This is a genomic window from Nostoc sp. ATCC 53789, from assembly GCF_009873495.1.
Lineage (GTDB): Bacteria > Cyanobacteriota > Cyanobacteriia > Cyanobacteriales > Nostocaceae > Nostoc > Nostoc muscorum_A.
Map to the genome: position 1 here is coordinate 4,661,762 of NZ_CP046703.1, position 15,330 is coordinate 4,677,091.

At 41.7% G+C, this 15,330-nt stretch carries 19 protein-coding genes; 8 read left to right on the forward strand and 11 right to left on the reverse strand.

What is annotated here, in order from left to right:
• Positions 1-3: 3 nt before the first annotated feature.
• The 6 genes from GJB62_RS37520 to GJB62_RS19235 all read right to left on the reverse strand — a co-directional run bounded on the left by GJB62_RS37520 (position 4) and on the right by GJB62_RS19235 (position 3,801).
• On the reverse strand, positions 4-204 hold the full coding sequence (locus tag GJB62_RS37520) for a type II toxin-antitoxin system VapC family toxin (RefSeq protein WP_309472816.1): 201 nt from the start codon (positions 202-204) through the stop codon (positions 4-6).
• A gap of 181 nt (positions 205-385) precedes the next feature.
• Positions 386-613: a type II toxin-antitoxin system Phd/YefM family antitoxin gene (locus tag GJB62_RS19215; RefSeq protein ID WP_114082922.1), complete on the reverse strand. Its 228-nt coding sequence runs from the start codon at positions 611-613 to the stop codon at positions 386-388.
• 60 nt (positions 614-673) lie between these two features.
• Positions 674-1,300, reverse strand: coding sequence for a GDSL-type esterase/lipase family protein (locus tag GJB62_RS19220; protein WP_114082923.1), 627 nt, complete (start codon positions 1,298-1,300; stop codon positions 674-676).
• A 176-nt stretch (positions 1,301-1,476) separates the two neighbouring features.
• Positions 1,477-1,815 (reverse strand): ribulose bisphosphate carboxylase small subunit, encoded by a 339-nt coding sequence (locus tag GJB62_RS19225; protein ID WP_114082924.1) that lies wholly within the window; start codon positions 1,813-1,815, stop codon positions 1,477-1,479.
• Between the two features lie 47 nt (positions 1,816-1,862).
• On the reverse strand, positions 1,863-2,270 hold the full coding sequence (locus tag GJB62_RS19230; RefSeq protein ID WP_114082925.1) for a chaperonin family protein RbcX: 408 nt from the start codon (positions 2,268-2,270) through the stop codon (positions 1,863-1,865).
• Between the two features lie 100 nt (positions 2,271-2,370).
• Positions 2,371-3,801 carry a form I ribulose bisphosphate carboxylase large subunit gene (locus GJB62_RS19235; RefSeq protein ID WP_114082926.1) on the reverse strand — a complete coding sequence of 477 codons (1,431 nt, stop codon included), beginning with the start codon at positions 3,799-3,801 and terminating at the stop codon, positions 2,371-2,373.
• A gap of 114 nt (positions 3,802-3,915) precedes the next feature.
• On the opposite strand from GJB62_RS19235, the gene GJB62_RS19240 reads away from it, so the two are divergent.
• From GJB62_RS19240 to GJB62_RS19275, 8 genes are all read left to right on the forward strand, one after another.
• Positions 3,916-4,257 (forward strand): hypothetical protein, encoded by a 342-nt coding sequence (locus tag GJB62_RS19240; protein ID WP_159402536.1) that lies wholly within the window; start codon positions 3,916-3,918, stop codon positions 4,255-4,257.
• Between the two features lie 308 nt (positions 4,258-4,565).
• Positions 4,566-5,678, forward strand: a complete 1,113-nt coding sequence (locus GJB62_RS19245; protein WP_114082928.1) for a two-component regulator propeller domain-containing protein — start codon at positions 4,566-4,568, stop codon at positions 5,676-5,678.
• Positions 5,679-5,776: 98 nt separating this feature from the next.
• Positions 5,777-6,547, forward strand: coding sequence for a 3-methyl-2-oxobutanoate hydroxymethyltransferase (gene panB / locus GJB62_RS19250; protein ID WP_114082929.1), 771 nt, complete (start codon positions 5,777-5,779; stop codon positions 6,545-6,547).
• Positions 6,548-6,678: 131 nt separating this feature from the next.
• Positions 6,679-7,482 carry an Rpn family recombination-promoting nuclease/putative transposase gene (locus tag GJB62_RS19255; protein WP_114083000.1) on the forward strand — a complete coding sequence of 268 codons (804 nt, stop codon included), beginning with the start codon at positions 6,679-6,681 and terminating at the stop codon, positions 7,480-7,482.
• A gap of 97 nt (positions 7,483-7,579) precedes the next feature.
• Entirely contained in the window at positions 7,580-8,296 is a 717-nt protein-coding gene (locus GJB62_RS19260) for a Uma2 family endonuclease (protein ID WP_114083001.1), read from the forward strand.
• Between the two features lie 230 nt (positions 8,297-8,526).
• Positions 8,527-9,843 (forward strand): FADH(2)-oxidizing methylenetetrahydrofolate--tRNA-(uracil(54)-C(5))-methyltransferase TrmFO, encoded by a 1,317-nt coding sequence (trmFO, locus tag GJB62_RS19265; protein WP_114083002.1) that lies wholly within the window; start codon positions 8,527-8,529, stop codon positions 9,841-9,843.
• Between the two features lie 236 nt (positions 9,844-10,079).
• Entirely contained in the window at positions 10,080-10,481 is a 402-nt protein-coding gene (locus tag GJB62_RS19270; protein WP_012410532.1) for a fasciclin domain-containing protein, read from the forward strand.
• 202 nt (positions 10,482-10,683) lie between these two features.
• Positions 10,684-11,019, forward strand: a complete 336-nt coding sequence (locus GJB62_RS19275; RefSeq protein ID WP_012410531.1) for a hypothetical protein — start codon at positions 10,684-10,686, stop codon at positions 11,017-11,019.
• Here the strand turns inward: GJB62_RS19275 and GJB62_RS19280 are convergent.
• The 5 genes from GJB62_RS19280 to GJB62_RS19295 all read right to left on the reverse strand — a co-directional run bounded on the left by GJB62_RS19280 (position 10,997) and on the right by GJB62_RS19295 (position 15,270).
• Positions 10,997-11,566, reverse strand: a complete 570-nt coding sequence (locus GJB62_RS19280; RefSeq protein WP_114082930.1) for a GNAT family N-acetyltransferase — start codon at positions 11,564-11,566, stop codon at positions 10,997-10,999. The two genes, GJB62_RS19275 and GJB62_RS19280, sit on opposite strands and share 23 nt — an antisense overlap.
• The gene (gene murF, locus GJB62_RS19285) at positions 11,563-12,918 is read right to left on the reverse strand and encodes a UDP-N-acetylmuramoyl-tripeptide--D-alanyl-D-alanine ligase (protein WP_114082931.1); all 1,356 of its coding nucleotides are present in this window, start codon (positions 12,916-12,918) and stop codon (positions 11,563-11,565) included. Before murF ends, GJB62_RS19280 begins: the two co-directional genes overlap by 4 nt.
• A 210-nt stretch (positions 12,919-13,128) precedes the next feature.
• The gene (locus GJB62_RS19290; protein WP_114083003.1) at positions 13,129-13,575 is read right to left on the reverse strand and encodes a tellurite resistance TerB family protein; all 447 of its coding nucleotides are present in this window, start codon (positions 13,573-13,575) and stop codon (positions 13,129-13,131) included.
• 179 nt (positions 13,576-13,754) lie between these two features.
• Positions 13,755-13,892 carry a hypothetical protein gene (locus GJB62_RS36720; RefSeq protein WP_041566338.1) on the reverse strand — a complete coding sequence of 46 codons (138 nt, stop codon included), beginning with the start codon at positions 13,890-13,892 and terminating at the stop codon, positions 13,755-13,757.
• Between the two features lie 457 nt (positions 13,893-14,349).
• Positions 14,350-15,270, reverse strand: a complete 921-nt coding sequence (locus GJB62_RS19295) for a histone deacetylase (protein WP_114082932.1) — start codon at positions 15,268-15,270, stop codon at positions 14,350-14,352.
• Between the last annotated feature and the right edge of the window lie 60 nt (positions 15,271-15,330).

Sequence of the window (15,330 nt, forward strand, 5' to 3'; positions counted from 1 at the left end):
TATTTACCATAAACGTCTTATTGGATATAGATCAAAAATTTTATCAGCACTCAGTATAAGTATATTTTCTGCGAGTGCTTGTGCAATTAAAATTCGGTCAAATGGATCGCGATGATGTGAGGGTAGTGTGGCAACAACAGTAACATGGCTAATTTTGATATCGAGTAACCTAAAATCTTGAGGTTTAGTTGCTGTGTGATGAATATCTCAAATGGCTGATTAAAACTAAGCTTGCCTAAATTCTGCTTAATAGCTATTTCCCATAGACTAGCTATACTTAGCAAAATTTCATTATTTTCATTATTAATTAACTCTACTACTTGATTACTAAGTCTTGAATTATCTGTCACATACTAAATAAAAGTATGTATATCCAGCAATAATCTCATTCCATATATTCCTTGAAATCTTCCAGTGGTTCATCAAAGTCATCAGATATTGTAATTAAACCCTTTGCGCTTCCAGGTTGACGGAGGCGTTTAACTTGCGACACAGGAGTTAACTTCACAACAGGTTGATTATCTTTGATGATGATAATTTCCTCACCACTGAGTGCTACTTCAATTAAGTCGGATAAATTTTGAGATGCTTCAGCTAGAGTAATTTGCTGCATAATTACCACCTTTGGATATAAAAATTAGGTGCTACCACTATCCTAACTTTGAATGTTCGATTAAATCACAGGAAACCAATTTAACCAAGCGTCCCAATTTTCTACTATTTGGGCAAATTCTTCATAACCGCCTGCTTGAGGATGAACCCCATCATTGGCTCTTGCTTCATTAATCCAGATATTTGATATTTCTAATATCGGAAAAACGTCTAAATAAGGTACATTTAATCCTTTACAAATCAAAGCATATTGGTTGGATAAATCTATAGTTTTCTGCTTTCTTTGAGAATCTTCTTGTTCTGCGTAGGGTGCGGGTCCAACCATCAAAACAGGATATAACTTTTGAGCTTCGCTTAAAATTTCATGGGTATTTTTGATAGAAACTGCCAAATCCACGCGAGTTTTAGCATTTTCTAATGTTGTGTCATTCAATCCAAAAGAAAATACAACTCTGCCATCATATTCCTTGGGTAATCGCAGTGATACTTCTTGTAACCAACGCTTTGCTATATCAGTACTTGTATCACGCCTAATTCCTAAATTATAGTAAGTAATGTCATAACCTTTTTTATTAGCATTAACACATACTCTCCCTGTCCAACCAAGATATTCTTGGTCGCCAGTACCGTTAACGAAGGAGTCACCAACAAAGCAAATTCTTACTTCCGACAGATGCTGTAATTCCATTTATTATATTTAAAAAAAGCAGAGGTTTACACAAAGCGGCGCTGAGTTATTCTCTGCGTCCCTCTGCGTTTTCCATTGCGTCCCTCTGCGTTTAAAAACAAACCTAGTAAATAGGAGAGGCAGATAATTCCACCTCTCCTATGAAGATAAACTAATTACTTAAAGCAACGCTAGCTTTAGTATCTGGTAGCTTTGTTAGGTTTGTGAACCAAAAAGCTGAGAACTTGGCACTGCTTGATGTTGTCAAAACCCACAACACGGATATAGCTGGTGTTGAATTGAGAACGGCATCCTTGAACTTCGCTCAATACTTCTTGAGTAGATTTAGCACCGAACAAAGGTAGCTTCCACATTGTCCAATATAATTCTGTTGGCTCAGAAGTTTCGTTGAACTCGATCGCTGGAATGTAACCTTGATTCAAAATGTACTGAATCTGCTTGGCAATTTGAGCGTCAGTCAGGGGTGGCAGATAAGAAAGGGTTTCGTAACGACGCTCTTTTGGTAAAGTTTGCATAGCTTTTTGATAATGGGTTGCGATTTTTGACTACTAGGTTGACCGAACTAATTGGATAAGTTATCCAAATTCTGATCTGAAGTTGTTTGCTGTTCTGGTTGCAGACTGGGGCTAGATGTGTCTATTCGTGTGATGCGTTCTAAATGCTGGCGACGCTGTTCCATATTGGCTTGCTGAATACCAGTGCGAACCATTTCCGGTAAAAATTCTGCAATTTCTTCCGCAATGTGTTCTCTGACAGTCATGATTCGCAAAGCCAAATCTGGTTTTTCTCTCAGCAGTTGCTCAATGTATGACTCACCATTTTGAATTTTGCCAGACGAAAAGTTATGCAACCAAAGTTCTAATGGAGGATTAGTTTCGCCTAGCTGTGCCAATACTGTCCTTAGAGCCTGATAAGTCAGATAGCTTTGGAGAGTTTTGGCTGTGTCCTTCGCAATTTGCTTAAGATTCATGCTTGACCCCAGCCCTAAAGAGTTATGAGTTATGAGTTATGAGTTATGAATTAATGCAAATCCTAACTCTTAACTCTTAACTCTTAACTGTTAACTCAGATCAGACGGTATCCATTGCTTCAAACTCGAACTTGATTTCTTTCCACAGTTCGCAAGCAACAGCTAGTTCAGGAGACCACTTGGCTGCTTCGCGGATGATATCGTTACCTTCACGAGCCAAGTTACGGCCTTCGTTACGAGCTTGAACAACAGCTTCCAAGGCGACGCGGTTAGCGGTTGCTCCAGGAGCGTTACCCCAAGGGTGTCCCAGAGTACCACCACCGAATTGTAGTACGGAGTCATCACCAAAGATTTCTACTAGCGCGGGCATGTGCCATACGTGGATACCACCAGAAGCAACTGCCATTACACCAGGTAGAGAAGCCCAGTCTTGGGTAAAGTAAATACCACGAGACTTGTCTTGCTCAATGTAGTTTTCACGCAACAGGTCAACGAAGCCCATTGTGATGCCGCGCTCACCTTCCAACTTACCAACTACGGTGCCGGTGTGGATGTGATCACCACCAGACAAACGTAGAGCTTTAGCCAATACACGGAAGTGGATACCGTGGTTCTTTTGACGGTCGATTACAGCGTGCATAGCACGGTGAATGTGTAGCAAGATACCGTTATCGCGGCACCAACGAGACAATGTGGTGTTGGCGGTGAAACCTGCGGTGAGGTAGTCATGCATGATGATGGGCATTTTGAGTTCTTTAGCGTACTCAGCCCGTTGCAACATTTGTTCGCAAGTAGGAGCGGTGACGTTTAGGTAGTGACCTTTAATTTCACCGGTTTCTGCTTGAGCTTTGTTGATAGCTTCAGCTACAAACAAGAAGCGATCGCGCCATCTTTGGAATGGTGCGGAGTTAATGTTTTCGTCGTCTTTGGTGAAGTCCAAACCACCGCGTAAGCACTCGTATACAGCGCGTCCGTAGTTCTTAGCGGAAAGACCCAATTTGGGCTTAATGGTACAACCTAGTAAAGGACGACCGTATTTGTTTAACTTGTCGCGCTCAACTTGGATACCGTGAGGAGGCCCTTGGAAGGTCTTGATGTAAGCTACTGGGAAACGGATGTCTTCTAGACGTAGTGCCCGCAGAGCTTTGAAACCAAATACGTTACCTACAATTGAGGTTAATACGTTGGTTACAGAACCTTCTTCAAACAAGTCCAAAGGATAAGCAACGTAGCAGATGTACTGGTTGTCTTCGCCGGGAACTGGTTCGATGTCATAACAACGACCTTTGTAGCGATCAAGGTCGGTGAGCAAGTCTGTCCACACAGTTGTCCAAGTACCTGTGGAAGACTCAGCCGCTACAGCCGCACCTGCTTCTTCGGGAGGAACACCGGGCTGGGGTGTCATGCGGAACGCAGCTAGAAGATCGGTATCTTTTGGTGTGTAATCGGGTGTGTAATAAGTTAATCTGTAATCTTTAACCCCGGCTTGATACCCAGACTTGCTCTGAGTCTTCGTTTGAGCGTAAGACATATTTTATCCTTCCCTGAAATCACTCTTAATTAATTATCAAATCACGTTTTGTGCAACTTCCCCTCACCCCTTTTTTCCCCCTTCATCAAGGAGAAGATTCGGGAAAAATTTTTGTTGGGGGTTGTTTTTGCCCAAGGGTTGCAGTTTTTTTGCGGCGGACACTTTGGTAGCGGTGGTAGCCCTCCTCACCAGTGTTATCCCCTTCTAGGGGTACACGACCTAGCGCTTCTACTGTTTCCTCTTTATACGAATCAAAATTCTTTTTTACCTCTTTTTCGCACCCGACTAAACCTTCTCAATTTCACCAAAACTCCCGCTTTTCGCGGCTTTATTTTAGATAATTCCCCTACAAATTGGGGTATTCAGGGGATTGGGCTGGCTGGCAGACATTCCCACCTCTACACTCCTTCTATCTTCCCCATTGATGGAAAAGATACCAGAAAAGAATTTACTTGACAGAGATTTAGCAGGGTGGTGAGCGAAAGATAAAAAATTGCACACCACGTAATTTGTAACTTATTCCACAATATATCAATAATTCGATAAGTTATTCTTTCAAAGTTTTGAACTTATATATTTAGTTTTGTTATTACATAATGATTTAACATTTTATTACAAACGCTTTACAAGGTGTCATCAATAGTGTTTCGGGACTGGGTAATAAAAAAGTATTCCTAAATATTTATTCTCCAGTCCCCAATCCCCAATGTTTAAAAAATCCCAACTAGGGGAACACTGAAATTAACCCAAAGCCAGTTTAGGTAATGACTATGGGTAATGTCTCCAAAGGAAATGTCACCGTGGTACTATTTTGCAAGCGTACTAGTTTATTGATTACTTCTATCTTGTTTGGGTTGATAGCTGTGCCAGGTATGGGATGGGCACAAAAAACCCCTGACATCAAATCATCTGATTTAACCCCCGCTTATCCACCTTCTGCACCGCCACCGCGAGTAGAATCTTTGCCCGATGAGCGCGGAGTGCAAGAAAATTCGCCAGAAACTGATTATCGTGTTGGTAACTTACTGGCAGATGTTACAGGCAATCTTTGGGTAGGTTCTTGGCGGGGATTATCGCGGATTGATCCTAAAACTGGCAAGATTATTTCTCGTGTTAGCTTACCGAATGTTGCCATTGGTGCTTTAGCCCAAGACAAAGTAGGACGCTTGTGGGTGGGAAGTTATGGCGGACTAGTTCGAGTAGACCCTCGCACGAATGAAATCACCGCACAGAATTTATTTTTGCCTTCTAAACGGGTTTTGTCACTGTTGCTTGACAAACGGGGTTATTTGTGGACTGGAACTGATAGTGGTTTAGCCCTAATTAGTCCTGACCAAGGTTTGATTATGACAACAGTAAAAAATCTGCCTGGTGTCAGCGCCAACACCCTAACTTTAGATGCTGAAGGTCAACTGTGGGTTGGCACTCTTGATGGATTGGTGCGGGTAAATACTGCTAGTGCTTCGATTATGAAGCGCATTGCCGATTTACCAGGGACGACTGTTCAAGCTTTAGCTATCAGTCCAGAAGGCTTAATTTGGGCCGGAATGCCGAATAATTTGCTAGTCATTAACCCAAAAACTGGTGCAGTTTTGCGGTCTGTGACTCGCCTGCGTGGGCGTGATGTGACGGCGGTACGTTTTGCTAAAGATGGTAGTGTCTGGGTTGGAACTAGCAATGGTTTGTTACGATTAAATCCAAATACAGGCGCTGTGTTAGATGCAGAAGTTGCTGGACTTCCTTCTAGTCGGGTTCTTGCCCTTGTACCTGACATCAGCAATAAACTATGGATTGGCACTAGTGAAGGTCTGGCTTGGTTAATGCCCAAAACGGATAGTGCAAAAACCCATATTGCTTTCAGTCGCGCTGTTAAGTAGGAATTAGGGGACAGGTTACAGGGTACAGGGGACTGAATTCTTTTAGCCGATCACCTATACCTATCACTTATCCCCTATCACCTATCCCCTAATTAAAAATGGCAATCACTACCCAGCAATTAATTCAATGGAAACAACAGGGACGTTCAATTGTCGCGTTGACCGCCTGGGATTATGCGATCGCTCAACTCATCGATGCAGCTGGTGTAGACTTAATCCTTGTGGGTGACTCTATGGCAGTAGTTTTAGGGTATGAAACAACACTGCCGATAACTTTGGATGAGATGATATACCATGCCAAATCTGTGCGTCGTGGGGTTAAACGGGCATTAGTCGTTGTAGATTTACCATTTTTGACGTATCAAGAAAGTCTTCAACAAGCAATGCACTCAGCTGGGCGGGTACTAAAGGAAACGGGCGCTCAAGGGGTAAAATTGGAGGGTGGCTATCCAGCGATCGCAGAAACTATTGCTCGTTTGGTTCAAGCTGGAATTCCGGTAATGGGTCATGTCGGTTTGACACCGCAATCAGTACATCAACTCGGTTTGCGGCAACAAGGGAAAACCCAAGAAGCGAGTGAGAGAATTTTACAAGAAGCGATCGCTCTCGAACAAGCAGGTGTATTTTCTATAGTTTTAGAGCATATACCCGCAGATTTGGCAATGCAGATTACACAAAAACTTAGCATTCCGACAATTGGTATCGGTGCAGGAATTCACTGCGATGGACAGGTTTTAGTTACCTCGGATGTAATCGGACTGGCTGAAAAACATCCACCGTTCGCCAAGGTTTACACCAACTTGCGAGAGACGATTACCAAGGCTGTACAAGATTATGCGGTGGAAGTGCGCGATCGGAAATTTCCATAAGCATGGAATTTACGATCAAAAAATACAAAAAGCTGCCAAATAGTTAGTTTTCCATCTTGCATAATTTATGCAATCAGAGAGCAGCACATTATAAAATTGCTGAAGTTAAAAATTTTGCTACAACATCCAGAGTGAAAACTGATAGCATATTTTATCGCCTATTTCAAGAATTCCCCAGTGTCTTCTTTGAACTGATTGGCAATTCTCCTGAAACTGCAAATATCTATCAATTCTCTTCAGTTGAAATCAAACAAACTGCCTTTAGAATAGATGGTGTATTTCTTCCCACTCAAGACGAAGAAAATCCAATTTATTTCGTTGAAGTTCAATTTCAACCAGATTCAGATATTTATTTGCGCCTAGTTTCGGAAGCATTTCTCTATTTACGGCAAAATAAATCTAAAAATTCTTGGCGAGGAGTGGTGATTTATCCCAGAAGGAGTATAGATACTGGTGAGCTACAAGATTGCCACGAATTCTTCAACAGCGATCGCATTAGTATAATTTACTTGGATGAATTAGGCGAAGCTGCATCACTACCAATAGGTATTGCTACCCTAAAATTAGTAATTGAAAATGAAGATACAACTATTACTACCGCCAGAGAACTAATTAACCGTACTAAACAAGCCGTAAATTTGCAACTACCACAAAAACAATTACTAGAATTAATAGAGACAATCTTAGTTTATAAATTGCCTAACATAAGTCGAGAGGAGATAGAAGCTATGTTTGGGTTAAGTGAGTTGAAGCAAACACGGGTTTATCAAGAAGCTGAAGAAGAAGGTAAACAAAAAGGTCGTTTTGAGGCAAAATTAGAAGCTGTACCTAAACTGCTAGCACTTGGTTTAAGCGTGGAACAGATATCACAGGCGTTAGATTTGGATATTGCACAAGTCCAGCAAGCAATACAGCAAACACCTTTCAATGAATAAGTTCAGACAAGCGATGTCTGGCTACAAGGCGCTTTGCATTTACGTATTTTCTCAACTAGAAATATCAGCTAAAAACCCCATACTTGGAGGTGCAGCAATGGTACAACAAGTTACAACAGAAACCACCACCGAAGTCATCTACCCGGAAAGCGACGGACAGCCAATGGCGGATAATACAGAACAATTTGCATGGATTGTCAAAATTAAAGAAAATTTAGAAATCCTATTTGCATCAACAACTGATGTATTTATCGCCGGAGATTTGTTTTGGTATCCAGTTCAAGGAAACCCGAATCTCAAACAAGCACCGGATACAATGGTAGTCTTTGGTAGACCAAAAGGAAAACGGGGTTTCTATTTACAGTGGGATGAAGATAATATCCCCCCACAGGTAGTATTTGAAATACTATCGCCAGGTAACACCCTCAAAGAAATGACCAAAAAATTTCAGTTTTACCAGCATTACGGCGTGGAAGAATATTATATTTATGATCCGGCTAAAAACGATTTAAATGGCTTGCTCCGTTCTGGGGATAGTTTTGAAGTCATCGAGGAGATGAATGGCTGGGTAAGTCCGCGTTTGGGAATCAGTTTTACATTAACACCGGATACCCTGGAAATTGTTTCTCCTACCGGACAAAAGTTTTTGTCACCCGTAGAAATTGACCAGTTACGCCAACAGGAACGCCAACGTGCAGAACGGGAATGTCAAGCAAAGGAAGCGGCTTTACAAGAATTAGAAAAAGAGCGCGATCGCTATCAAGAATTGTTAGCGAAACTCAGAGAAAAAGGAATTAATACAGATAATTTGTAATTGGGGGTAGACTTAATCCCTGAAAATCCAAAATCTTATCTGTTTTAACTGATGACTCAATACAGTTTAATTTAGTTATTTAAATCTTATGCTCTAGGCACAGGGAAAAAATTGAGTTTTTGTATTTTTGTACAAAAGTTTCAAATCCAACTCAGCAATACTTTAGTTGTTGATGTGTCCTAGCGCTGATGCTGATGGATACTTATGATATGGGAACTAAAAATTTAACTATGGAACAACAACCGATACAAGTAATTGGAGGTGGACTAGCTGGAACTGAAGCAGCGTGGCAAATAGCCCAAGCTGGAGTACCGGTAATTCTCCATGAAATGCGTCCAAAACGTTTCAGTCCTGCTCATCATACAGAACATTTGGCAGAATTAGTCTGTAGTAATTCCTTTGGGGCAATGGCAAGCGATCGCGCGGCGGGATTATTGCATGAAGAATTACGTCAACTTGGTTCTATTGTCATCTCCAAAGCTGATGAACACGCCGTACCTGCGGGAGGGGCGCTAGCGGTAGACAGGGGACAATTTGGCCAAGACTTGACTCAAACTTTAGCCAGCCATCCTTTAATTGAATTTCGCCGGGGTGAAGTATCTGCGATTCCTGAAGGAATTGTGGTTTTGGCAACTGGACCTTTAACCAGCCCCGAATTAGCCGAAGATTTGCAACGCTTTACGGGGATGGAATACCTCAGCTTTTTCGATGCGGCTAGTCCGATCATTGTGGGAGAATCGATTAATCGTGACGTTGCTTTTATGGCATCACGTTATGACAAAGGTGAAGCTGCTTATCTCAACTGCCCAATGAATAAAGAGCAGTATTTGCACTTTCGAGAAGAACTTTGTAAAGCTGAACAAACAGAACTCAAAGGTTTTGAACGGGAAACAGCAAAATTTTTTGAAGCGTGTTTACCCATTGAAGAACTAGCACAGCGTGGGGAAGATACCATGCGCTACGGCCCGTTGAAGCCAGTAGGATTGTCAGATACTCGCACCGGGGAACGTCCTTATGCTGTGGTGCAGTTGCGACAAGAAGACAAAGCCGGTCAACTGTGGAATATGGTAGGATTCCAAACTAATCTGCGTTGGGGTGAGCAAAAGCGGATATTTCAGCTAATTCCCAGTTTGGAAAAGGCGGAGTTTGTGCGGTTGGGAGTTATGCACCGTAACACTTTTATTAATGCCCCTCAGCTAATGCATCCAACTCTGCAATTTAAAGAACGTCCAACGTTGTTAGCTGCTGGACAGTTGATTGGTACTGAAGGCTATACTGCTGCGGCTGCGGGTGGCTGCTTGGCGGGAATTAATGCAGCACGGCTAGCTTTGGGTAAAGAAGCTTTGGTTTTACCACCAACAACAATGATGGGTGCGTTATTGGAATTTATTAGTTCCGCTTCGCCGAAGCATTTCCAACCAATGCCCCCCAATTTTGGTATTTTTCCCGAATTGGGTGCGAAAATCAAAAGTAAACAAGAGCGTTACGGACGTTACCGCGATCGCTCTTTAACCGATCTAGCAAATTGGAAAGCTAATCGTAATTAATGGGAATTGGGAAGAGGACTTGGGGACAAGGAGAATTAGGGACAAGGAGAAAGACTTGTTTCAAGTTCTCACCTCTTGTCCCCTTGTCCCCTTGTCCCCCTTGTCTTCCTACCTCCCCTGCTTCCCCTGCCCCTCTGCTCCCTTGCTCCCCTGCCTCTTTTCCCCACCCTATTTAATAAAACTTCAAATAGGTTTATTATCCTTTAAAATCTTTTGCAAAAATTTAGGTCAGATGTATGGCTGATATTGTTGATATTGCTGTTACGGCTGAGTCTTTCAAAACACTAGTGGCGGCTGTACAAGCTGCTGGTTTAGTAGAAACATTAAAAAGTCCTGGCCCGTTCACTGTCTTTGCACCAAATGACGATGCTTTTGCCAAATTACCGCCGGGAACTATCCAAACTCTGTTACAGAATATTCCCCAGCTAACGCGAATTTTAAAGTATCATGTCGTTCCAGGAAAGCTGCTAAAGGCTGATTTGGCAGAACTCGGCACGGTTAATTCTGTGGAAGGTTCACCGATTAAAATTCATTCTTTAGATGGTTTTGAAGTTAAAAATGCCACAGTTTTAGCAGCAGATATCGAAGCTGATAATGGCGTGGTACACGTTATCGATACCGTGATTTTACCGGGTTAATTCAGCTAGGGTGGATGTTTTCCACCCTACTTATCCAAAATCTTTATAATTAACTAACTATTGAGTAGTATCAAAACGCAACTCAATATTTTAATTTATGTTATGTTTGCAATGTGATTACTCACTCACCTGTTAATGTAAATTTAGTTATTTTAAAATAAATTAAGTTCTTAAAAAGCTAACATCTATCCCAACAACATTAATGCTCGATTTTAACACCTTAGTAGAGTTCTCTCGTGGTAACTGCATAAGTATTTGTGCGTTTCTCGTCCCAGCAAACTTGCTTGTCACAATTTTAACAATGGGTCTAGTAGCCTTACGTCGCCCATCACATCAAGTATGGCAATCTGCTGGAATTGCTAGCTTTTTCGCTTCTGTAATGATCCTGCACGTATATACTTGGTTCATGATTGGTGTGGTGATGGCTCCTACTTATATCTTGTTGTGGCTAGCAATCACGTGTTTGGTGACTAATTTGGGAGCAATTCTTTATCAAAGACGTTACAGTAACAGCCCTAGCCTTTCCAACAACGTCTGAAATCTAGATTTCTCCATTCATGCTCAAGGATGGCATATAGCCAAGAGTCTCGCCATTCTCCCTTAATCCAATGGTGTTCTCGCAAATATCCTTCTTGCTGCATTCCAATTTTTTGCATAACTCGTGCTGAAGTAATGTTTTCTGGATGACAAGTCGCAAATATGCGATGTAAGCCTAACTCCTGAAACCCAAATGACAAAAAGGCTTTTACAGCTTCTGTTGCATATCCTTGTCCCCAAAATTCCTTAGTAAAACAGTATCCAATAGAGCCTGTTTTATTATCAATATCCTTAACGGATATGCGACAGATACCAATTAATTGCTGTTTGGTTTTTAAAGTTACTGCTAAGGCAAAATGTTGACGGGGTTCTTCTCCTTGTAATGAAATCTCTCTTTGCAAAAAGTTTTTGGTATCTTCTTCGCTATTAGGGCCAAAAGTCAAATAACGCACAACTTCGCGATCGCTAGCGTATTGATGAACCGCTAGCCAATCTGACTCTACAAAGTCTCGTAGTTTGAGACGTTGGGTTTCTAGCGGTAGATTCATTGGGTAAATTCTGCACGTAACTGATTGACAACCCGATCTAATCCCACGGAATGGGCGGCTTTGAACAATAAACGATCGCCTGTTTGCACAAATGTCTTCAACCTAGCCACTAATTCGGCATGAGTTGCAAAGCATTCCGATGGGATACCTTCAGCACTAAGAGCCATCGCTTCGGCATCTTCTCCATCTACCAAAACCAACAAGCCGTCTAAATTCAACTTTCGTACTGTTTCTCCCACTCGCTGGTGCAACTGCTGCGATCGCTCTCCTAATTCTTTCATTGCACCCAATACGGCAATCTTCCGCTTTCCGGGTGTATCTGCTAATAACTGCAACGATGCAATCATCGCTTCTGGTGCAGCATTATAAGTTTCATCTAAGATTATCACATCATTGGGCAAGGTAAATCGCTGTGATCGTCCCGTGGGCATATCCACCTCTACACCTGCTTTCAGGCTTGCCCAATCAATCCCCAACACCTTTGCCACCGCTAAAGCTGCCAAGAAATTAGTCGCATTGTGACGACCAGGTAGCGGTAGAGGCAATTGGATTCCTGCAACTTCCACAGTTTCGTTATCAATTAACTGCCCTTGGATATCCCCACCAGAGAAGCCGTAAGTCAAAACTTCTCCTTGCCAAACTTTCGCAGCAGTAGCCATTAATAAAGGATTGTCGTGGTTGAGAATTGCCACACTATCAGCAGCCATTTCAACTAACAACTCACATTTTGCCTCAGCGATCGCTTCTTCGGAACCCAGTAATTCAATATGTGCCGTCCCCACATTGGTAATTACTCCAATTGTTGGACGCGCTATTTGTGTAAGTTCGGCAATTTGTCCCCTACCCCGCATCGCCATTTCAATCACAGCGTAGTCATTTTCTGCGCCAAGTTCTAGGAGAGTTTTTGGGACACCAATTTCGTTGTTGTAATTTCCATAAGTTTTGTGAACTCGCCCCTTTGTTCCTAAAACTGCGGCGATCAATTCTTTGGTTGTTGTTTTACCCACAGAACCTGTTACGCCAATTACAGGAATATTAAAGCGATCGCGCCACCATCTGCCAATTTGTTGATATGCCTTTAAGGTATCTTTTACCCGTAACACCGGAAAACCGGGATTTTCGTATTCAAAATCTACAATTGCAGCTATTGCACCCTTTGCGATCGCAGTTGGCACAAATTTATGTCCATCAAATTTATCGCCTCGCAAAGCGACAAATACTTCACCCGGCTTTAGGGTACGGCTATCTGTTTGTATACCGCAACTTACTTGTGTTAAAGCAGTTTCAGATAAATTTATTGGACTGGCTAAAAGAACTTTAACCAGTTGGGATAGGGTGGCAGAACAACGCATAAGTAATTTACAATTTAAAGTTCAAAATTATAAAATCGAATTATGACACAATACTGCATTGAACAACAAGATTTGCGACTTCTCGAAAAAGTCCCAAATTGAAGTCTATTCACAATAACACCAAAAATAGTGCCAAAGAAGCTTAAGTCCTTTGGCACGCCTTTTTTAGAAGCTATTTATATAGTTTAATTAAGCAGATGCTTTATTTTGCTATCCCCGGTTTTTAATTAAGATTACTTGCATGATTTGTAGTGCTATCTCACGAGAAACGCCTAAAGCTTGATATAGATCGTTTAAAAAGCTTTTTTCTTCTTCAGCGACAACACCTTCAGCTAAGACTAAATCAGTGGCTACTGCAAAGGCTGCTTCCCGCAAGTCTTGAGATAGAGATTCCTTTGCTGCATCAAATAAAGTGTTAAAACCATCCCCCTTGAGAACGCCCAATATTTGCTCAAACAGCCTATTCATCATCTCATGAGGATAACCTGTAAAAAGTTTCATCCGAGACAGCACAAAAGTGATAGAATTTGCTTGCTCAACAGAAAGATAACCGTCTGAAGCTGTTGCCGCCAAGACAATAACAGCAAAAGCTTCCGCTGAATTGAGTGCTGCTTGGGTTTGGTTTTCTGTACCCAACACAGCGTCGAATAGACTCATTTGTAGTAACTCCTTGGCTAGAGTCTCAATAGCGCTACAGTTACCTGTATGTTTGGTAGATTTACAGGTAAGACTGTAACGCTGTGAGACTTTCATGCTTTAGTATTCCCAAGATTTATCCACGGCGAACACTTGCACCCAATGGTTTTTGGCAATAACTACAATTGCCATCTGTAAACTTAGCGTTCTCCTGCCTTTTCTATTGTTTCAATTACCGCTAAACCTATACCAGAAGCTGCTATTAACAGTACTGCTGATATCAAATAGGCATTAGTCAACATCCGTAGGGCTTCACCGAAAAAAATATAGGTGGTCATTGCTTCACCTTTGAAAATTTGTGCTGCTAGTACTTTTTATTTCTCCACACCCTGATAGGTGAATTTCGCTGAGAAACTGCTAGCAATTGCATCTTAACAAAACTTTAGCTCTTTCAGAACCCCATTCAAAATTTTTATTTCTGAAGATTTGATGAACTTGAGAAAAAAGTGCATTAAGTATGGGGCATGAAGAAGAAACAAGGAAGAAAAGGGCTTAAAAGGGTAAGTATTTTGTATTTGGTCATTTTTTAACTATTTCAACCGATGTTTAAATCCTGAAACGACCAAACTACGTTAAATAGTTGAGAATTTTCTCAATTATTTTCGACATACTAAAAAACCTATCCTTGAAAGGAAGAAAAGGGGGAGAGACTTGTCTTCAACTCTTCAGTTCAAGAAACCTTTGCCTGCTTTACTTTTGTGAATTTTTGTTCGGTAATCAGGGGAACAAGAAAATTTAAAGTAGACAGGATTCAATTGTCGCTACAACTGATTGAGAAAGAGTATCAAAATCGTAACCACCTTCTAAGCCAAACAGAATTTTACGAGTTAAGCCTAGACAATAATTAGTAAATAAAGCATAGTCTTCTGGCTGCAAATTGATACTTGCTAGAGGATCTGCGGCATTGGCATCATAACCAGCACTCACAATCAGTAAATCCGCTTGAAAGTTGGCTAAAAACGGTATGACTTGCCTTTCAAATAGCGGCTGATATACTGCAATATCACTACCAGGAGGTACTGGTAAATTTAATACATTATTATGAAAGCCGCGTTCTGTGGCTCTCCCAGTACCGGGATAACATGGATATTGATGTAGGGAACAGTAGGCGATACGTGCTTCAGTTTCGACGATCGCCTGAGTACCATTACCGTGATGCACATCCCAATCGAGAATGGCGACGCGGTTAATTCCGGGTTGTTCGAGGGCAAAGAAAGCGGCGATCGCAGCATTAGAAAATAGGCAAAAGCCCATCCCAGCATCGCTTTCTGCATGATGTCCTGGGGGACGTGCTAATACAAAAGCTGGATTAGCCGACTTTAATACAGCCTCAACACCATCTAGCCATGCACTGACTGCCAACAATGCCACATCATAACTGCGTGGAGAAACTGGCGTATCTCCATCCAAAGGGCCACCGCCACTAGAAGCGATTTGCCAAAGTTTTTTGATGTAGGCTGGGCTATGAGCTTTAACCAACATAGACATCAGTGATGGCTGTTCTGATACTGGTGTGGGCGATCGCCAGTCAATTTTATCTGTGAATCTAGCTGCTTTTAGGGCATTTGCGATCGCAGTTAAACGTTCTGGTTTTTCGGGATGGTATTTTCCAGTCTTGTGATCTAAAAATTCGTCGGAATAGATGACTGGCAGCATAAGACGAAAAAAGTCGGCAGCAGGACAATAAACAATTCGTAATTCGTAATTATGTTTTGT